This window comes from Micromonospora lupini (assembly GCF_026342015.1).
GTDB lineage: Bacteria > Actinomycetota > Actinomycetes > Mycobacteriales > Micromonosporaceae > Micromonospora > Micromonospora lupini_B.
Genome location: NZ_JAPENL010000002.1, coordinates 2,795,092 through 2,814,103, shown reverse-complemented (window position 1 = coordinate 2,814,103; position 19,012 = coordinate 2,795,092). Strand labels below are relative to the sequence as shown.

Here is a 19,012-nt window from a genome sequence, read left to right as displayed (position 1 = left end):
GGGTCGTCATGACCGCTCGCTGTCCAGGAATGCCATCTGCGCCTCGTCGTACCGGCTGCCGGCCGCCGCGTCGGCCGGGACCGCGGCCTCGATGGCGGCCAGGTCCGTCTCGGTCAGTGTGACGTCGGCGGCGCCGAGGGCCTCGGTGAGCCGGTCCCGGCGACGGGCGCCGATCAGGGGTACGACGGTCTCGCCCCGGGCGAGCACCCAGGCGATGGCGATCTGCGCCACGGTGACGCCCCGCGCCTCGGCGATGGCGCGCAGCGCGTCGACCAGGGCGAGGTTGCGGTCCAGGTTCGCGCCGGCGAAGCGCGGCAGGTGGCTACGGAAGTCGGTGCCTGTCGTCTCCCGCCCGGCCGTCCAGTGGCCGCTGATCAGCCCTCGGGAGAGCACCCCGTACGCGGTGATCCCGACGCCCAGCTCACGGGCCGTCGGCAGGATCTCGGCCTCGGGGGCGCGAGAGATCAGCGAGTACTCGATCTGGAGGTCACTGATGGGGTGCACGGCGTGCGCCCGGCGCAGCGTCTCGGCGCTCACCTCGGAGAGGCCGATGTGCCGGACGTGGCCCGCCTTGACCAGCTCGGCCAGGGTGCCCACGACCTCCTCCACAGGCACGTCCGGCGCGAGCCGGGCGGGGCGGTAGACGTCGACGTGGTCGGTGCCGAGCCGGCGCAGCGTGTACGCCAGGAAGTTCTTGATCGCGACGGGTCGGACGTCGTTGCCGTTCCAGCCGCCGTCGACGTCGCGCAGCGCGCCGAACTTCACGCTGATCACGGCGTTGTCCCGGTTGCGGCCGCGCAGCGCGTCGCGCAGCAGCATCTCGTTGTGGCCCATCCCGTAGAAGTCGCCCGTGTCGAGCAGCGTGATGCCGGCGTCCAGCGCGGCGTGGATGGTGGCGATGCTCTCGGCCTCGTCGGCGGGGCCGTAGAGGTCGGACATGCCCATCAGTCCGAGCCCGAGGGCGGAGACGGTGGGGCCTGTGGTGCCGAGGGTTCGGGTGTCCATGGGGGTCTTCCTCTCCTGGGTGACATGTCGACCATACACACTTCGGCTGACAGATTGCAGATTCTGTCACTCGACAGTCGGAGAGGTCACTCGAACGGCTCGGTGTTGATGGCTACTCGCCGTCGACGCGGCGGTCGCGCTTGCGCTGCGACTGGCGCTTCTTCTCGGCCAACCGGCGCTCCTTCGCGCCCCGGGACGGCCTGGTCGCCCGCCGTGGGGGCGGAGGCGGCGCGGCCGCCTCACGCAACAGCGCGGCCATCCGCTCACGGGCCGCCTCCCGGTTGGCGAGCTGCGCCCGGTGCTCGCTGGCCGCGATCGTCAGCACACCGTCCACCAGGCGGTTGGCGAGGCGTGCCAGCGCCCGCGCCCGCAGCCACTCGGGCACGGCCGGGGAGTTGGCCACGTCGTAGCTCAGCTCGACCCGGGAGTCGGCGGTGTTCACGCCCTGCCCACCGGGGCCGGACGAGCGGGAGAAACGCTCCCGCAACTCCCCGGCGGGGACGACCCATCGATCAGTCACCCGCAGTCCGTCGTCCACGCCCCGAGGCTAGCCCGCGACGGCCCGTCCGGGGTCACCGGCGCGGAGGCTCACTCTCGGTCACCGGCGGGGTGGGCTTCGGCCCGGCGGTCTCGTCGTCCGACCCCACCGCGGCGTACGCCACGGCGCCGAACAGCAGCAACCCGATCACCGCGGCCTTCAGCGCGACCCCACGGATCAACGACCACGCGCCACGGCGAGCGCCGGGCACCGACTTCTTCGCGGTCTGGTAGTCGGTCCACCCGCGCCGCGCCCGCGCGTACGCCGACCCCACCGCACATCCGATGACCAGGCCCACCAGCAGGAGGACCGGGAGAAGAGGACGCTCCACCTCCGCCAGTATTCATACCGAGCGTAATATTTCCATGGTCCGATGCCGTGTGGCCGGATATCCGACAGTGCGGGCGGCCCGACGGGCCGTCCGGGCAGCTCAGCCACCCTTCCCGATGATGGTGTCGGCGGTCTGCTGCACCTGGTCGATGGGAATGGCGAAGCCGATGCCGATCGACCCGTTGCCGTCGATGGTGGCGATCGCGGTGTTCACCCCGACCACCTCGCCCCGGGCGTTGACGAGCGGCCCGCCCGAGTTGCCGGGGTTGATCGAGGCATCGGTCTGCACCGCGCGGTGTCGGGTGTTGCCCAACCGCACCTGGCGGTCCAGCGCGCTGACGATGCCCGCGGTGACAGTTCCGGACAGCCCCAGCGGTGAGCCCACCGCCAGCACCGGCTCACCGACCCGGGTGGCGCCCGGCTTGGCCAGCGGCAGTGGGGCGAGGCCGGCCGACGGTGGGACCTTCAGCACCGCCAGGTCGCTGCGCGGCTCCCTGCCGACCACCTCGGCCTCGTACCGGCGGCCGTCGGGCAGCTCCACAGTCACCGGCCCACCGCCGGCCTTGGCCAGGATGTGGTCGTTGGTGACCAGGTGCTGCTGGTCGTCGATGGCGAACCCGGAGCCGGTCGCGGACGCGCCGTTCGCGCCGCCGGCGAGCACCGACACCACACCGGGCACGGTCCGCTCGGCGGCGGTGACCAGCTCCGCCGGCACCGGCGCGGCGGACGCCGCGGACGGCCCGGCCGTGCCGTCCCGGCTGGCCACCACGCCGCCGGCCAGTGCGCCCGAGACGGCCGAGACCGCGATGACCGCCAACGCGGCGAGCAGCCGGCCGGGGCGCCGCCCGCCGGGGTCCCGCCCCGAGCCGGGCGCGTCCCACCACCCGCGCCCGTCCGGGTCGAGTTCCGGCGAGATGAACCAGGGACCGCGCGGTTCGCCCAGTCCGGTCTGCACTGCCATGCGTACTCCTCACAGTCGACGTCGGCGCGGGTGGATCAGGGCAGCCGGGAGAACCAGCGCATCGAGCCGGCGGCGGCGCCCATCGCGAACACCAGTCCGAGGCCGATGAAACGGGCCGAGACGTCCTGGCGTTCGGTGCGGTAGCCGACCGAGCTGCCGATGTCGTCGTAGACGGCGCGCAACTCGTCGGTGGTGCTGGCCTCGTGGAACATTCCGCCGGTCTCGTCCGCGACGGCCCTGAGGGTCTGCCCGTCGACAGGCACCTGGATCGGCCGTCCGCCCCGGTCCACGAATCCCGACGGCGTGCCGAAGGAGATCGCGTGCACCGGCACCTTCGCGGCGACCGCCTCCGCCGCCGCCTCCATCGGGTCCATCCCCGACGTGTTGGCCCCGTCGGAGAGCAGGATGATCCGGGCCGGCGGTGGCTCCTTGGCGGCCTCGCTGTCCAGACTCTTGACCGCGCCGAGGGAGGTGTTGATGGCCTCGCCGATCGCGGTGCCCTGCACCCCTGTCACTCCCTCGGCGAGGCGACCGATGCCCTCGTCCAGGGCGTCCCGGTCGGTGCCGGGCGGCACGAGGACCGCGGCACTGCCGGCGAACGCGACAAGCCCCACGTTGAACTCGTCGGGGAGGCCCTCGACGAACCGTCGGGCCGCCTGCTTGGCCGCCGCCAGCCGGTCGGGCTCCACATCGGTGGCGAGCATGGAGGTGGACACGTCGACCGCCACCATCACTGTGGCGCGTTCCCGGGGGACCCGGACCTCGGCGGTGGGCCGGGCGAAGCCGACCACGAGCAGCGCCAGCATGGCCAGGAACAGCCCGGCGGGCACGTGCCGGCGCCAGGCCGGACGAACGGGCGCCACCCGGTCCAGCAGCCGCAGGTTGGTGAAGCGGACGGCGTACCGGCTGCGTCTGCGCTGCGCCACCAGGTACGCGCCGACAAGCGCGAGCACGCCGATCAGCAGCCACAGCCGCAACGGGGACTCCCAGCTCACGCGGCACCTCCGCGGACGGCTCCGGCCGGCGCGGCGGCCATCCGCCGCTGGGCGTGCACGTGGCGGACGATGTCGGCGCTGAAGTCCCGGTCGGTGCGCAGCGCCAGGTGCGTCGCCGCGCTGCGGCGCAACGCCTGGCGGACCTGCTCACGTTGGGCGGCGGCGGCCGCGGCGTAGCGCTCCCGCAGACGGCGGTCCGATGTGCACACCTCGCGGCGGCGGCCGGTCTCCGGGTCGACGAGCGTGATCAGGCCGACGTCGGGCAGTTCCAGTTCGCGCGGGTCGGTCACCTCGATCGCCAGCACCTGGTGGCGGGCGGACAGCCGGCGCAGGGTCCGCTCCCAGGGCGGCGGCTCGTCGGGGTCGTCGGGCAGGCCGTCGAGGAAGTCGGAGACCACCACGACAAGCCCGCGCTGGTTGGCGACCCGGTGCACCGCGTCGAGCCCGTCCGCCAACTCCGCCGCCGGGACCGGCCGCGGGGTCGCCTGCCGCGACCGGGCCCGGTCGTCGGGCTCGGTCGCGCGCGGCGCGGTCAGCAACGCGCGGAGCAGACCGAGCAGATGGGTACGTCCGCTGCGGGCGGGAAAGCGTCGTACCCCGTCGCCGCGCAGCACCTGGGCGCCCAACCGGTTGCCGATGCCCGCGGTCAGGAAGCCCACCGCCGCCACCGCGGCCACCGCCAACTCCCGCTTGTCCAGCTCCGCGGTGCCGAACTCCATGCTGGCGCTGGCGTCGACGAGCAGCCAGGTGGTGAGTTCCCGGTCCGCGTCGACCTGTCGGACGTGCGGCACGGAGGTCCGGGCGGTCACCGCCCAGTCCATCCGGCGGACCTCGTCCTCCCCCGGCCGGTACTCACGGCTGCCCGCGGGTTCGCTGCCCGGCCCGGGCAGCAGGCCACGGTACTGGCCGTGCAGCAGACCGTTGAGCCTGCGGGTGACTGTCAGTTCGAGTCGGCGCAGTCGCTGGTCGGCTGTCAGCTCGGCCAGGCCCGGGTCGGGCGACGTGGCCACCGTCGTACGGCCGGCGCGTCTCACGCCGCCGCCAGGTCGGGGGCGTGCTGGGGGTACCCGGTGGCCACCCGGGGTGGCGGCACCGCCTCCACGAGCCGCCGGACCAGGCTCTCGGCCGAGACCCCGTCGGCCACGGCGTCGAAGGAGAGCACCAGCCGGTGGGAGAGGACATCCACCGCCAACTCCCGGACGTCCTCGGGCAGCACGTACTCCCGTCCCCGTAGCAGCGCCTGCGCGCGGGCGGCGGCGACCAGGCCGAGGGTCGCCCGCGGGCTGGCCCCGTACGCCAGCAGCGGCGCGATCTCGGCCAGCCCGAACCGGCCCGGGTCCCGGGTGGCGAGGATGAGCCGGACCACGTACTCGGCCAGGGCGTGGTGGACGAAGATCCGCTCGGCGTGCACCTGAAGGTGTCGCAGCCGTTGCGGGTCGAGCACCTGGCGCGCGCTGGGCCGGTCGGTGCTCATCCGGTAGAGGATGGCCAGCTCGTCGGCGTCGCTGGGATAGTCGACGACCACCTTCATCAGGAACCGGTCGCGCTGCGCCTCGGGGAGCTGGTAGACCCCCTCGGACTCGATCGGGTTCTGGGTGGCCAGCACCAGGAACGGCGTCGGCACCGGCCAGCTGCGCCCGCCGATGGAGACCTGTCGCTCGGCCATCGCCTCCAGCAGCGCCGACTGGACCTTGGCCGGCGCCCGGTTGATCTCGTCGGCGAGCACCAGGTTGGCCATGATCGGGCCCAGCTCGATGTCGAAGGTCTCCTTGGAGGCCCGGTAGATCCGGGTGCCGACGATGTCGGAGGGGACCAGGTCCGGGGTGAACTGGATCCGGGAGAAGGTGCCACCGACCACTGTGGCGAGGGTCTGCGCCGCCAGGGTCTTGGCCACGCCGGGCACGCCCTCCAACAGGCAGTGCCCATTGGCGATGAGTGCGGTGAGCAGACGTTCGACGAGCCGATCCTGCCCGACGATCACGCGTTTGACCTCGAAGAGGGTCTGTTCCAGCTCGACGCCGCTCGGCTCGGGATCGACCGAGGTGGGCAGGCTGGCCAGGGTGTCCGAGATGTCCGTCACGGTGCTTGCTTCCCGGGGCGGGGCACCGGCAAACGTCGGATTGTGCGGGCCGGACGGGCCCGTTGTGGGCGGATGGGGATGAGCCGCCCGGACGGGGGACGAGAGTGACGACGCCGGCCAGGCGAGCACGACCACCCCGAGACGGTACGGGCGGCGCCGACCGGTCGTTGCCAGCTCAGCAGGTCGGGGCTGGGGCGATTCGACGACGGGACGGCCCCCGCGCACGAGGCGTGGGGGCCGTTCCGGTCGGTTCGGTCAGGGGGTGTGGGTGAGCAGGGTGAACCCTCGGTCGGTAGGTGTTCCGGCCGAGTCGCGCGTCTCGATGTAGACCGCGTTGGGCGTGCTCAGCCGCGGGGCGACCGCGATCTCGCCGGCCGGTGGGATGCAGCAGGAGTCGGACCGGGAGATGGTGGCCAGGAAGGCGCCGGCCGACACGGTGTAGCCGAACTGCACCTCGTACTGCCCCGGGCCGTACTTGAGCACGGTGCCCGTGCCGCGGGCCTTGGTGCCGTTGGGGTTCACGACCGTGAAGACGGTGGTGGCCACCAGCGTGGTGGCGTCGCCCGACTTCAGCGCGGCCTTCGCCATGCGGGCCGACTCGGCCGTGACCGGCGGCTGGGTGTCGGTGCCGCGCGCCACCGGCTTGGCCGCCTGCGGCGCCGTGGCCGACGGCTGGGCGATGGCGATCCCCCCACCGGCCAGGGTGAGCGCCAGGACAGCGAACGTGACCGCTGCCGCCTTACGTCGGAAGGATGTACTCATGACAGGTCCCCCTTGTGTGACCGTGCGAATTCGGCCGACCCGCGGGGCGGGACGGATGACTGCCAATAATGGGATCGACGACGACACGAGAACCGGTTGAAGCTCGCTCACCCGCAGTCGGGAAAGTAGAAATCTCGTTGATCTGCATCCGGTCTGAGCTGCTGTTACTACTCAGCGTCGCGTCGCTATAACACGTGGAACGTAGCACCGCAAAAAGCCGCAGGTCAATAGTTGATCTCGCATTATCGGCCTGTCGTCCTGCCGTCAGATAATTGTGAAAGATGAGCGCCCAACCATTCACGAATAAAGGTGACGCCGTTTCCGGCTAGGCTGACGCCATGATCGTCGACACCCCGCCCGCGCGGATCCGCAGCAGAGTGCCGATCGGCACGGCGCTCTGCTGGGTGGCAGTCGGGCCGACCGCCGCCTGGGCCACCGTGCGGCTGGTCGGGCTGGACCGGGGGCCGCTGGTGCAGGCGCTCGCCTTCACCCCGTACGTCGCGGGATGGAGCGTGCTCGCCCTCGCCCTCACGCTCGCCCTGCGGCGCTGGTGGCCCGCGGCGGTCGCGGCCCTGGCCGCGGTGGCACTGCTCGGTGTGGTCGTGCCCCGGGTGCTTGCCGCGCCGCAGCCGGCGGTGACCGGACCGACGATCCGGCTGCTCACGGCCAACCTGCTCGCCGGCGCCGCCGACGCGTCGACGCTCGTCGAGCTGGTCCGCCGACACCGGGTCGACGTGCTCACCGTGCAGGAGTTCACGCCGGACGCGCAGGCCGCCCTGGACCGGGCCGGCCTCGACCGGCTGCTGCCCTACCGGAGCCTCGGCGCCCAGGCCGGCGCGAACGGCTCCGGGCTCTACTCGCGCTGGCCGGTCAGCGACGCCGGCGTCCGGAACAACCGGGGCGGCTGGAGGTTCAGCCAGGCGTACGGCACGCTTGCCGTCCCCGGCGGGCCCCCGGTCCGGGTCGAGTCGGCCCATCCCGCGGCGCCGTCGGCGCTGGACCAGGTCGACGGGTGGCGTGCCGACCTGGTCGCCCAGCCACCTGCCACCCCCGACGGCGGCCTGCGGATCCTCGCCGGGGACTTCAACTCCACCCTGGACCACGGGCCGCTGCGGGCGCTGCTGCACACCGGCTACGTCGACGCCGCCGACGCCACCGGCGCGGGGCTGACCGGGACGTGGGGCCCGTACGACGGCGACCTCATCCCACCGGTCACGATCGACCACGTGCTCGTCGACCGACGCATCGCGGCCGACGAGGTGACGGTGTTCGACCTTCCCGGCAGCGACCACCGCCCCGTCCTGGCCACCCTCCGCCTCCCCGCGGCCTGACCCCGCGGCCCGGCCCCCTCGCGATCCCGCAGCTACTGTCCCGACATCCGGCGCACGCGCCGCAGAGCGCGGAGGTCAGGGGGTGGGCGTCGCGGCAGAGGCGGGAGCCAGGCCGTAGGTGAGGGCGTCGACCAGGGCGTGCCAGCTGGCCTCGACGACATTGGGGTGCACGCCCACAGTCGTCCAGTCGCGGCCGGTGTCGTCGGAGGTCTCCAGCAGGACCCGGGTGACGGCGCCGGTGCCGTGGCTGCCCTCCAGGATGCGCACCTTGTAGTCGGCCAGCTCGAACTCGCGAAGCCGTGGATAGTGCCGCGCCAGCCCCACCCGCAGCGCCTCGTCGAGCGCGTTGACAGGGCCGTTGCCCTCCGCCGTGGCGATCACCCGCTCGCCGCGTACCCGGATCTTCACAGTGGCCTCGGAGACGACCGAGCCGTCCTCCCGGTGCTCGACCTGCACCCGGTACGACTCCAGGGTGAACGGTCGGGCCGGGCCGCCCTCCGGCAGCTCGGAGCGGACCAGCAGCTCGAAGGAGGCGTCCGCCGCCTCGAAGGACCAGCCGTCGGCCTCCAGCTCCTTGACCCGGTTGGTGACCCGGGTCAGCGCCTCCGGGCGGTCGGCCAGGTCCAGGCCGAGTTCGCGGCTCTTGAGCTCGACGCTGGCCCGGCCGGCCATCTCGGTGATCAGGATCCGCATGTCGTTGCCCACCACCGACGGGTCCACGTGGTTGTAGAGCAACGGGTCGACCTTGATCGCGCTCGCGTGCAGCCCGGCCTTGTGGGCGAAGGCGGCGGCCCCGGCGTACGCCTGGTGGGTGTCGGGGGCGATGTTGGCGATCTCGGCGATGGCGTGCGAGACCCGCACCATCTGCGCCAGGCAGCCCTCCGGTAGGACGGGCATGCCGAGCTTGAGCTGGAGGTTGGCGACGACAGCGAAGATGTCGGCGTTGCCGGGGCGTTCGCCGTACCCGTTGGCGGTGCCCTGCACGTGGCGGACGCCCGCCTCGACGGCGGCGATCGTGTTGGCCACCGCGCACGAGGTGTCGTTCTGGGCGTGCATGCCGAACAGCGCGGGGTCGACGCCGAGCCGGCGGGACAGGTCGACGATCGCGGCGGTCACCTGCGACGGGAGCATGCCGCCGTTGGTGTCGCAGAGGACCATCCGCTCGGCGCCCGCGGCGAGCGCGGTCTGCACCACTGCCGCGCCGTACGCCGGGTCGTGACGGTAGCCGTCGAAGAAGTGCTCGCCGTCGACGAACACCCGGCGTCCCTCGGAGACCAGGTGGCTGACGGTGTCGTGGATCATCGCCAGGTTCTCCGCGCCGGTGGTGCGCAACGCGCGCTCGACGTGGCGGATGTCGGCCTTGGCGACAAGCGCGACGGCCGGGGTCTGCGCGTCCAGCAGAGCGCGCACCTGGGGGTCGTCGACGACCGCGACGCCGGCCTTGCGGGTGGCGCCGAACGCGACGAGCACCGCGTGCCGCAGGGTCAGTTCGGTGCGCGCCCGGCGGAAGAACTCGGTGTCCTTGGGCACCGCGCCCGGCCAGCCGCCCTCGATGAAGCCGACACCGAACTCGTCGAGCAGCCGGGCCACCGCCAGCTTGTCGACCACCGAGTAGGTGAGCCCCTCGCGCTGGGCGCCGTCGCGCAATGTCGTGTCGAAGACCTGGAACGTCATCAGGATCCTTTCTCGGAGCAACAAAAAGACCTCCCGCGGATGCGGGAGGTCTGCGCGCTCGGCGGAGGGAGAGCCGGCGCGCTAGGTCGCAATAATCAGGGTGGTGCTGGTCACGGCGTCTACTCTGCCACCCCTCCCCCTCTTTGGGAGAAACTATCCACATCGCGAGATGACGATGGGGGCACACGCCGATCCCGTTGATGGCCCTCGCGCCGCTCTCAAGGAGGACCCCGTGGGTCTGGACACGATCAGGACGGCCCTGCCCGAGTACGCCAGGGACATCAGGCTCAACCTGGGCTCCACAGTCGGCGCGTCGACGCTGACCCCGACGCAGGCGTGGGGCACGGCGCTGGCCTGCGCGGTCACCGCCCGCAACCCGCTGGTGCTGCGGGAGATCGCCGCCGAGGCGGTCGAGCACCTCGGGCCCGAGGGCGTCGAGGCGGCCAAGGGCGCCGCGGCCATCATGGCGATGAACAACATCTACTACCGGGCCAAGCACCTGATCGACGACGAGCAGTACGCCTCGATGCCGGCCCGGCTGCGCATGCAGATCATCGCCCGGCCGGGTGTCGACAAGGGCGACTTCAAGCTGTGGTGCCTCGCCGTCTCCGCGATCACCGGCTGCGGGGTCTGCCTCGAGTTGCACGAGAAGGCGTTGCGCGGCCGCGGCTTCACCCGGGAGCAGGTGCACGACGCCCTGCGCATCTCCGCCGTGGTGCACGCCGCGGCGGTCACCCTGGACGCCGAGGCGGCACTGGCCTGAGCCAGGTACGCCCCGACGGGCCGACGCCTCGTGCCCACGGCGTCGGCCCGTCGCCGTTTCCGGCCCCCGACCGCCGGGTAGCTCCTGCGTGGGACGCACCGAGCGACGCCGAGACGATCGGCGACAGTCAGGAGTGAACGGCATGGACAGGATCGACCCGCACGCCGCCCACGCCGGGCCCGACCCGCTGCGCGGCGGTGACCAGGGCACCGTCGCGGGCGGCGCACCGACCGGCACCTTCGACCCGTGGCGCTACCGGGACGCGGCCGGAGTCGCCGACGCCGACCTGGTCGGCTACAAGGTCGAGGCCACCGACGGCGGAGTCGGCAAGATCGACAGCGCCAGCCACGAGGTCGGCGGCAGCTACCTGGTCGTGGACACCGGGCCGTGGATCTTCGGCAAGAAGGTGATGCTGCCCGCCGGCACCGTCAACCAGGTCGACCACGACAAGCGCACCGTCTCCGTGGACCGCACCCGGGACCAGATCAAGGCCGCCCCGGAGTACGACGAGGCCAGCCACAGCGACCCGGCGTACCGGGACCAGCTTGGCGGTTACTACGACGAGACGTACGGGGCGCTCCCGCCCGGGACGGCGCGGTAACCGATCGCACACCGACGGCCGGTGGGGCAACGCCTCGCCGGCCGTTACGGTGTCAGCGTGGACGCCATCGACGAGAACCGACACATCCCGCTGCCCGCGACCTTCAACTTCCGCGACGTCGGTGGTTACCTCGGCCACGACGGCCGCGCCGTGCGCCGGGGCCGTCTCTTCCGCTCCGACTCGCTGCACCGCCTTGACGAGCAGGACCGGGACGCGTTCGCCGCGATCGGCATCCGCACCGTCATCGACCTGCGCCGCCCCACCGAGGTGGAGCGCGACGGACGGGTGCCGGCGTACCAGGGGCTGACCTACCGGCACATCCACCCGGAGCACGAGGACTGGTCGGGTACGCCGCACGAGAAGGGCACCGACCTGGCCCGCTACCTCGCCGACAGGTACGCCGACCTGGCCCAGACCGGCACCGCCGGGCTGGCCGAGGCGATCGGGCTGATCGCGGACTCCGCGAACGCCCCGGTCGTGGTGCACTGCGTGGCCGGCAAGGACCGCACCGGCATCGTCTGCGCCCTCACCCTCGCCGTCCTGGGGGTCGACGACGCCGACATCACCGCCGACTACGCGCTGAGCACCGAGGCGTCGGCCAAGTTCAGCGCCTGGCTGGCCACCGCCATGCCGGACGCGGCGGAGGTCCCCGCGCCGTTCCTGGCGTCACCCGTCGAGGCCATGCAGATCTTCCTCGACGAGCTGCGCGAGGGGCACGGCTCGATCGAGGCGTACCTGCGCCACGCCGGTGTGACCGACGAGCAGCTCGCGGCACTGCGCGACCACCTGCTCGACACGCCCTAGCGTGCCGCGCCGACCGGCCCGTCGGGACGGGCCGGTCAGCGCCGGACGTCAGAGGACCTGGCGCACCCAACCGTGCGGGTCGGCGGCCTTGCCCCGCTGGATGTCGACAAGTTGCTGGCGCAGCGACATGGTGACCCGGCCGGGCTCGCCGCCACCGATCAGGAACTCGCCGTCGGGGAAGCGCACCCCACCGATCGGGGTGATCACCGCAGCGGTGCCGCAGGCGAAGACCTCGCGCAGCCGGCCGCTTGCCGCGTCGGCCTGCCAGTCGGCGAACGTGACAGGCCGCTCCTCGACCCGGTGCCCGGCCTCGCCGGCCAGCGTCATGATCGCGTCCCGGGTGATGCCCGGCAGGATCGTGCCGCCAAGCGGCGGGGTGACCACCGAGTCGTCGTCGTAGACGAAGAAGACGTTCATGCCGCCCAGCTCGTCGACGAAGCGGCGCTCCACCGCGTCGAGGAAGACCACCTGGTCACAGCCGGCGTCGATGGCCTCCGCCTGGGCCGCCAGCGACGCCGCGTAGTTGCCGCCGCACTTGGCCGCGCCGGTGCCGCCGGGCGCCGCCCGGGTGTAGTCCGGAGAGACCCAGACCGTGACCGGCTTGACGCCACCGCTGAAGTACGCGCCGACCGGCGAGGCGATCACCATGTAGAGGAACTCGTTGGCCGGGCGGACGCCGAGGAAGACCTCGCTGGCGAACATGAACGGCCGCAGGTAGAGGCTGCCGTCCTCGCCGGTCGGGATCCACTCCCTGTCGATCTCGATGAGCTTGTGCAGCGAGTCGACGAACACCTCGGGCGGCAGCTCCGGCATCGCCATCCGCTGCGCCGAGTCGACGAACCGGGAGGCGTTGGCGTCCGGCCGGAACATCGTCACGCCGCCGTCGGCGGTCCGGTACGCCTTCAACCCCTCGAAGATCTCCTGCGCGTAGTGCAGCACCGCGCTTGCCGGATCCATCGGGATCGGCGCACGTGCCTCCACCCGGGCGTCGTACCAGCCCTTGCCGTCGGCGTACCGGACGGTGACCATGTGGTCGGTGAAGACGCGGCCGAAACCCGGGTTGGCCAGCAGGGCGGCCCGGTCGGCGACGGATACCGGCGCGGGATTCGGACGGATCTCGAAGTCGAGCTTGTCACCACCGCTCATCGCGCTGACCTCCCTGGGGGACAACGGCATGCGGGATCGCACACCGACGTGGTTGTGCCAGAAACTTACCCCGAACGGTCGTTCAGAAGGTAGCGCCGCTCGGGACCGGGTGGACTGCCCGGACAGGCGGATGCCGCTCCGGCCCCTGGTGGGTCGGAGCGGTCAGGCTACGGCGTGTGCGGCGAGCCGGTCGCCGACCTCGGCGGTGCGCAGCGCCGCGCCCGGGGTGCGGCCGGCCAGCTCGGCGGCGACCGCCGCGTTGACCCGGGCCGCCGCGTCGGCGTGCCCGAGCTGCTCCAGCAGCAGCGCGACGGAGAGCACCGCGGCCACCGGGTCGGCGACGCCCTGCCCGGCGATGTCCGGCGCGGAGCCGTGCACCGGCTCGAACATCGAGGGGTACGCGCCCTCGGGGTTGATGCACCCGCTGGCGGCGAGCCCGATGCCGCCGGTGACCGCGGCGGCGATGTCGGTGAGGATGTCGCCGAACAGGTTGTCGGTGACCACCACGTCGTAGCGCTGCGGCTGGGTCACCAGGAACATCGCCGCCGCGTCGACGTGCTGGTATTCCGTCGTGACGTCCGGGTGCTCGGCGGCGACCGCCGCGAAGGCGCGCGCCCACAGCGACCCGGCGTGGGTCAGCACGTTGGTCTTGTGCACCAGGGTGACCTTGCGCCGCTCCCGGCGGTCGGCGCGGGCGAACGCGTCACGGATGACCCGCTCCACGCCGTGGCGGGTGTTGAGGCTCTCCTCGGTGGCGACCTCGGCGGGGGTGTCCCGGTGCAGGGAGCCGCCGGCGCCGGCGTAGAGCCCCTCGGTGCCCTCGCGCACCACCACCAGGTCGACCTCGCCGGGCTTCACGTTGCCGAGCGGACCGGCGACACCGGGCCAGAGCCGCGACGGGCGCAGGTTGACGTACTGGTCGAAGGCGAACCGGAGCTTGAGCAGCAGGCCGCGCTCCAGGACACCCGGCGGAACCGTGGGGTCGCCCACCGCGCCGAGCAGGATCGCGTCGTGCCCGGCCAGCTCGGTCAGCACCGAGTCGGGCAGCACCTCGCCGGTACGATGCCAGCGGGCGGCGCCGAGGTCGTACTCGGTGGCCTGCACGCCGGGCAGCACCGCGTCGAGGACCTTGCGAGCCTGCGCGACCACCTCGGGCCCGATGCCGTCCCCGGCCACCACCGCGATCCGCGCCACGCCCGTACTCCCCACGCTCGACTGCCTCGTCCCGCCCACGGTACGTCGCTGTCCCGCAACCCGGTACGATGCTTCCAACATCTGGGAATGACGAATCCACAGCACCCTCTCAGCTGGGATTCATGGGGCGATCATCTGCGCTGCCTACGGTGGGGGCAGCGGGTCAGGGGGCCCGCGAACGGTGGTCGCGACGACGCGACGCCAACTGCGAGGGGGCAGGTGCCATGCGCATCGACGAGCAGCCGCGGACCCGCTGGCCGGACCCTTCGGCGTTCCGGAACCGCCGGCCCGATCTGCGACTCGGCAGCCGACGACACCGGATCGACCCGACCTCCGCCGCAGACGGCCGGATCGCCGTGCAGCACACCGTACGCACCGCGACCGCCGAGTACACCCTGCTGCTCAACGCCCCCGAGTGGCTCGGCCGCCGGGGCGTCGGCGAGGCGCTGCGCGACAGCGTCGCGGAGCTACGCGCCGTCGACCTGACCTACGGCCCGAACCGCCCGGAGAGCCTGGTCTCGATGCTGCGGCGGGGGGAGATCAGCCCGGAGTCGTACCCTCCGCTGGCCGACCTGGTGGACCGCTGCACGGCCATGCGCGCCGCCACCGACGGCTGGTTCGACGCCTGGGCGGTGCCCGGCGGCTTCGACCCGGGTGGCCTGCTGGGCGGCTGGGCAGTGGAACGTGCCGCCGCCCGGCTGCGCGCCGCGGGCATCCACGACTACGCCGTGCTCGCCGGCGCCGACCTCGTGGTCCGCGGCCGGGCGCCGCACGGCGGGCCGTGGCGGGTGGCGGTGCACCACCCGACGGCACCCGGGCGCGCGCCGCTGGTGCTGGAGATGACCGCCGGGGCCGTCGGCACCTCGGGCGTGACCGGGCGTCGGGGACACGTGGTCGACCCGCACACCGGCGAGCCGGCCAACCAGCTCGTCGCCGCGACAGTCGTCGGCCCGGACCTGACGGTCGCCGACGCGTACGCCACCGCGCTCTACGCCGCCGGACCGACAGGGCTGGCCTGGTTCCGTGGCGGCTCCGACTATCGCGCGCTCTTCGCCCACCGGCGCTGAACGCTGTCCCGCTACCGCCCGGTGCTGGGGTCCGGCACGGTGACCCGCGCCGGGGTCCGCGCCCCGAAGACGGTGGCGATCAGATCGCTCACCGCGTGTACCCCTACGTCGATCCCCTTGCCGGGTGGAAGTTGGTACATCACGGCGACGACGTAGCGTTGGTCGTCACCGGCGAAGCCCACCGTGTTGGTGACCCAGTGCTCGCCACCCGGATCTGGCTCGATCGACCAGCCGTCCTTGGTGCCGGGCCGCTGGTCGGCGCCGGCCGCCCAGACACCCCAGTGTTGGATCGAGCCGACCGAGCGCATCGCGCCGACGAGATAGGCACGGTCGGTCGGGTTGAGGTCATCAAGCACGTACGACATCAGCCGCTGTAGATCATTTGCCGTGCACTTGAGGTGACCCCAGAAGCGCGTGTACCCGGCGACGGTGCGCAGACCCGTCATCCCGTAGCGCCGCTGGAAGCGTTCGAGCTGTCTGTCACGGCCGTAGCGGTTCCACAGAGCGGTAGCCGCGTCGTCGGAGGAGACGTTCAGCATGTCGGCGATCTGTCGACGCGCGGTGGCGTCGAGCGTGATCTCACCCGCACGGGAGCGCTCCAGCAGCCCGACGGCCATCGCGAGCTTGATGGTGGAGGCCGTCCAGACCGGATGGTCGGTGGTTCCCGCCCTCCAGAGCTCGCCGGTGTCCCGGTCCCGTACCAGGATTCCGAGGACTCCCGGTTTGCTCTTGAGGAGGGCTGCTGTCGCCGCGAGGCGTCGGCGTTGCGCCTCGTCGGCGCTGACCGGGCCCGGTGTACCGGGCTGCCGGCCCCCAGCCGGACCCAGCCCGCTCGTGGATCGCGGCTCGGCGGTTCCCGCGGACACCGACGAGTCCCGCGAGGCAGGCGGGCCGGTTGGACCAGTCGAACAGCCTGCCAACACGAGCACCGCCACCACGGCCGCGAGGAGCCTCGTCGGCCCCACCGTCCGTCGAGGCATCGCAGGTCGCCGCAGTTCGGCAACCCATCGGCGGCCCTTACGGGTATCGCCGTCCGAGAACCGAGCGCTCGTCACGGCCGCAGATCATAGCCGGACGGCCAGCCACCTAGTCGCACGTGAGACCCGGCCAACGCGTCGCACCACCCGGATTGCGATCGGCCCCCACGGCCTCGGCAACGGCCGTGGGGGCCGATCAGCGACGAGTGCGCGTGGCTCGCACAATCGAGGGGTGCGGACCGGTCGGGCCGGACGTCGGCCGCGCCACCCGAAGACGGGCCGGCGTCGCGACCTGCGGCCAGTAACCGCAGTCGTACGCTAGCGAATCGACGCAACTCGACGCAAGAGTCTCCACAGCGGACTCTTTGCCGGGAAGAGCGGCGGGTCGACGATTGGCCTGCGGCGGCGAGGCAGTTTCGACATGGTGAACGACTGATGGCACGCTGTCCGCCGTGAGTTTCGATCTGAGTGTGTGGGCCCTGGAGAACGGGGCGACGCCCGAGGACGTGCGGGCAGCTGTCGACGGTTGCCGGCAGGGGCGGCACGTGGACCGTTACCCGGACCCGCGCGTTGTCGGCTTCTATCGGGCGATCACCGCGTCCTATCCGGACCGACACCCCGGCCCGGACAGCCCGTGGGCCGTCGCGCCGCTGCATGCCGCCCACGACCACGTCGAGCTGAACCTGCACCCGACCTGCGCGGACCAGGTGCTGCTGGACATCGAGCGACTGGCGGGGGAGCACGGGCTGATGCTCTTCGACCCGCAGGACGGCTCGGTCTACCCGCCCCCGGCCCGGCTGCCGCACTGACCCGAGGCGGGACGGGCCGGGCATCCCCGCAACACGGGTGCCGGGCATCGCGCCTCCAGGGGTACGACAGAGGGGCCCGGCATGTCGCCGGGCCCCCCGTGGTGTTGCCTTGCGCGCCGCTACGGCCGGCGCCGCGACTGCCTACTCGTCGCGCAGGTCCGCCGCGCTGGCGGCGGTCGCGCCGATCGAGTCGGCCGCCGAGGTGAGCAGGTCGGCGCCGAGCGCCTGGTCGACGGTGAGCGTCATCAAGGTCTCGCCGCCGGCCTCACGCCGGGCCACCTGCATCGCGGCGATGTTGATGCCCGACTCGCCGAGCAGCGTGCCGACGGTGCCGACGACGCCCGGCCGGTCGGCGTAGCGCAGGAAGAGCAGGATGCCCTCCGCGGCGATCTCCACGTCGAAACCGTCCACCTCGGTCAGCCGGGGGACGTCGCGGGCGCCCGAGTGGGTGACAGTGCCGGAGACGCTTACCGTCCGGCCGTCCGGCAGAGCGCCGCGCACCGTGACCAGGGTGGGCTGGTCGGCCGTCTCGGCCTGGCTGTCAAGCGTGACCTCGACGCCGCGCTCGGCGGCCAGGTGCGGGGCGTTGACGTAGGTGACCTGGTCCTCGACGACCGAGCTGAACAGGCCCTTGGTCGCGGCGAGCTTGAGCACCGAGACGTCGTGGCCGACGATCGCACCACGCACCTCGACGGCGACGCTTGCGGCGACCCCACCGGCGACGGCGGTGAACGCCCGGCCCAGCTTCTCGGCCAACGGAAGCAGCGGCCGGACGTCCTCGGCGACCACGCCGCCGGCCTGCACGTTCACCGCGTCCGGGACGAACTCGCCCTGCAACGCCAGCTTCACGCTCTTGGCCACGGCCAGGCCGGCCTTGTCCTGCGCCTCGTGGGTGGAGGCGCCCAGGTGCGGGGTGGCCACCACGTTGTCGAAGGCGAACAGCGGCGAGGAGGTGCAGGGCTCCTTCGAGTAGACGTCGACGCCGGCGCCGGCGACCCGACCCTCGGCGATGGCGTTCGCGAGCGCCTGCTCGTCCACCAGGCCACCGCGGGCGGCGTTCACGATGCGGACGCCGGGCTTGACGATCGCCAGCTCCTTCTCACCGATCAGGCCCACCGTCTCCGGGGTCTTCGGCAGGTGGATGGAGATGAAGTCGCTCTCGCGCAGCAGCTCCTCCAGCCCCACCAGGCGTACGCCGAGCTGCGCCGCACGGGCCGGCTGGATGTACGGGTCGTACGCGATGAGCCGGGTGCCGAACGCGGCGATGCGTTGCGCGAAGAGCACCCCGATGCGGCCGAGCCCGACCACGCCGACGGTCTTGCCCTGCACCTCGACGCCCGTGTACTTGGACCGCTTCCACTCCCCCGCCTTCAGCGCGGCGCTGGCGCTCGCGGTGTTGCGTGCCACGGCGAGCAGCAGTGCGACGGCCTGCTCGGCGGCGGACACGATGTTCGACGTGGGTGCGTTGACGACCATCACGCCCCGCGCGGTGGCGGCCGGCACCTCGACGTTGTCGAGTCCGACGCCCGCGCGGGCGACCACCTTGAGTCGCGGCGCGGCGGCGACGGCCTCGGCGTCGATCTGGGTCGCGCTGCGGACGATGACGGCGTCGGCCTCGGAGAGCGCCGAGAGCAGGGCCGGACGGTCGGTGCCGTCGACGTGCCGGACGTCGAAGTCGTGAGCGAGTACCTCGATGGCGGCGGGGGCGAGTTCTTCGGCGATCAGTACGACAGGATTCATCGGTCCTCGTAGAGGTCGTGTTTGCGATCGGCCCGGGCGGCGGGGCGCCGCACTGCGCCCCGCGCTGATCCGTGCCGTGGCCGTCAGGTGCCGGCTCAGCGCACCTACAGGCGATCGTAGGGGCCGCGCTGGCCGGCGTGTTCCGGTCTGCGGGGTGAGGGCCCTCACACGCCCGGTCGAGCGACGGACATCAGCCGTTCACCGCGCCGAAACGGTAGCCGCGACGCGAACTCGT

The 19,012-nt window shown here is 72.5% G+C and carries 19 protein-coding genes; 6 read left to right on the top strand and 13 right to left on the bottom strand.

The genetic code is table 11. The features are described 5' to 3' along the window. Nucleotides 1-6 precede the first annotated feature (6 nt). From OOJ91_RS27895 to OOJ91_RS27860, 8 genes are all read right to left on the bottom strand, one after another. Complete coding sequence (locus OOJ91_RS27895) at nucleotides 7-1,005, bottom strand: aldo/keto reductase (RefSeq protein WP_266249618.1); 999 nt, start codon at nucleotides 1,003-1,005, stop codon at nucleotides 7-9. 112 nt (nucleotides 1,006-1,117) lie between these two features. Next, nucleotides 1,118-1,543 (bottom strand): alternative ribosome rescue aminoacyl-tRNA hydrolase ArfB, encoded by a 426-nt coding sequence (arfB, locus tag OOJ91_RS27890; protein WP_266249617.1) that lies wholly within the window; start codon nucleotides 1,541-1,543, stop codon nucleotides 1,118-1,120. 34 nt (nucleotides 1,544-1,577) lie between these two features. Next, nucleotides 1,578-1,874 (bottom strand): hypothetical protein, encoded by a 297-nt coding sequence (locus OOJ91_RS27885; protein WP_266249614.1) that lies wholly within the window; start codon nucleotides 1,872-1,874, stop codon nucleotides 1,578-1,580. 99 nt (nucleotides 1,875-1,973) lie between these two features. Then, the gene (locus OOJ91_RS27880; protein ID WP_266249612.1) at nucleotides 1,974-2,834 is read right to left on the bottom strand and encodes a S1C family serine protease; all 861 of its coding nucleotides are present in this window, start codon (nucleotides 2,832-2,834) and stop codon (nucleotides 1,974-1,976) included. Nucleotides 2,835-2,869: 35 nt separating this feature from the next. After that, nucleotides 2,870-3,829 (bottom strand): VWA domain-containing protein, encoded by a 960-nt coding sequence (locus OOJ91_RS27875; RefSeq protein ID WP_266249611.1) that lies wholly within the window; start codon nucleotides 3,827-3,829, stop codon nucleotides 2,870-2,872. After that, nucleotides 3,826-4,863, bottom strand: coding sequence for a DUF58 domain-containing protein (locus OOJ91_RS27870; RefSeq protein WP_266249608.1), 1,038 nt, complete (start codon nucleotides 4,861-4,863; stop codon nucleotides 3,826-3,828). The genes OOJ91_RS27875 and OOJ91_RS27870 overlap by 4 nt, the downstream gene beginning before the upstream one ends. Beyond that, entirely contained in the window at nucleotides 4,860-5,909 is a 1,050-nt protein-coding gene (locus tag OOJ91_RS27865) for an AAA family ATPase (protein ID WP_266249606.1), read from the bottom strand. Before OOJ91_RS27865 ends, OOJ91_RS27870 begins: the two co-directional genes overlap by 4 nt. Nucleotides 5,910-6,164: 255 nt before the next feature. Further along, entirely contained in the window at nucleotides 6,165-6,671 is a 507-nt protein-coding gene (locus OOJ91_RS27860) for a hypothetical protein (RefSeq protein WP_266249605.1), read from the bottom strand. A gap of 341 nt (nucleotides 6,672-7,012) precedes the next feature. Here OOJ91_RS27860 and OOJ91_RS27855 point away from each other — a divergent pair, with 341 nt between their 5' ends. Then, nucleotides 7,013-8,002, top strand: coding sequence for an endonuclease/exonuclease/phosphatase family protein (locus tag OOJ91_RS27855; RefSeq protein ID WP_439117134.1), 990 nt, complete (start codon nucleotides 7,013-7,015; stop codon nucleotides 8,000-8,002). 75 nt (nucleotides 8,003-8,077) lie between these two features. Here the strand turns inward: OOJ91_RS27855 and cimA are convergent, their stop codons facing one another. Beyond that, a complete protein-coding gene (gene cimA, locus OOJ91_RS27850; RefSeq protein ID WP_266249600.1) occupies nucleotides 8,078-9,676 on the bottom strand; it encodes a citramalate synthase in 1,599 nt (532 codons plus the stop codon). Nucleotides 9,677-9,908: 232 nt separating this feature from the next. On the opposite strand from cimA, the gene OOJ91_RS27845 reads away from it, so the two are divergent. The 3 genes from OOJ91_RS27845 (at nucleotide 9,909) to OOJ91_RS27835 (ending at nucleotide 11,844) form a co-directional block, all read left to right on the top strand. Beyond that, a complete protein-coding gene (locus OOJ91_RS27845) occupies nucleotides 9,909-10,439 on the top strand; it encodes a carboxymuconolactone decarboxylase family protein (RefSeq protein WP_266249596.1) in 531 nt (176 codons plus the stop codon). Between the two features lie 142 nt (nucleotides 10,440-10,581). Further along, a complete protein-coding gene (locus OOJ91_RS27840; RefSeq protein WP_266249594.1) occupies nucleotides 10,582-11,040 on the top strand; it encodes a PRC-barrel domain containing protein in 459 nt (152 codons plus the stop codon). A 21-nt stretch (nucleotides 11,041-11,061) separates the two neighbouring features. After that, nucleotides 11,062-11,844, top strand: a complete 783-nt coding sequence (locus OOJ91_RS27835) for a tyrosine-protein phosphatase (RefSeq protein ID WP_439117111.1) — start codon at nucleotides 11,062-11,064, stop codon at nucleotides 11,842-11,844. Between the two features lie 48 nt (nucleotides 11,845-11,892). Here the strand turns inward: OOJ91_RS27835 and OOJ91_RS27830 are convergent, their stop codons facing one another. Then, on the bottom strand, nucleotides 11,893-12,990 hold the full coding sequence (locus tag OOJ91_RS27830) for a branched-chain amino acid aminotransferase (protein ID WP_266249591.1): 1,098 nt from the start codon (nucleotides 12,988-12,990) through the stop codon (nucleotides 11,893-11,895). Nucleotides 12,991-13,152: 162 nt separating this feature from the next. Further along, nucleotides 13,153-14,184 carry a 3-isopropylmalate dehydrogenase gene (locus tag OOJ91_RS27825; protein WP_266249588.1) on the bottom strand — a complete coding sequence of 344 codons (1,032 nt, stop codon included), beginning with the start codon at nucleotides 14,182-14,184 and terminating at the stop codon, nucleotides 13,153-13,155. 224 nt (nucleotides 14,185-14,408) lie between these two features. On the opposite strand from OOJ91_RS27825, the gene OOJ91_RS27820 reads away from it, so the two are divergent. After that, the gene (locus OOJ91_RS27820) at nucleotides 14,409-15,251 is read left to right on the top strand and encodes an FAD:protein FMN transferase (RefSeq protein ID WP_266249585.1); all 843 of its coding nucleotides are present in this window, start codon (nucleotides 14,409-14,411) and stop codon (nucleotides 15,249-15,251) included. A gap of 11 nt (nucleotides 15,252-15,262) precedes the next feature. Here OOJ91_RS27820 and OOJ91_RS27815 read toward each other — a convergent pair whose 3' ends face one another. After that, a complete protein-coding gene (locus tag OOJ91_RS27815) occupies nucleotides 15,263-16,117 on the bottom strand; it encodes a serine hydrolase (RefSeq protein ID WP_266249583.1) in 855 nt (284 codons plus the stop codon). Between the two features lie 563 nt (nucleotides 16,118-16,680). Here OOJ91_RS27815 and OOJ91_RS27810 point away from each other — a divergent pair. Next, nucleotides 16,681-17,037 carry a hypothetical protein gene (locus OOJ91_RS27810; RefSeq protein WP_266249581.1) on the top strand — a complete coding sequence of 119 codons (357 nt, stop codon included), beginning with the start codon at nucleotides 16,681-16,683 and terminating at the stop codon, nucleotides 17,035-17,037. Nucleotides 17,038-17,178: 141 nt separating this feature from the next. Here the strand turns inward: OOJ91_RS27810 and serA are convergent, their stop codons facing one another. After that, the gene (gene serA, locus OOJ91_RS27805; protein ID WP_266249579.1) at nucleotides 17,179-18,777 is read right to left on the bottom strand and encodes a phosphoglycerate dehydrogenase; all 1,599 of its coding nucleotides are present in this window, start codon (nucleotides 18,775-18,777) and stop codon (nucleotides 17,179-17,181) included. Nucleotides 18,778-19,012: the final 235 nt, after the last annotated feature.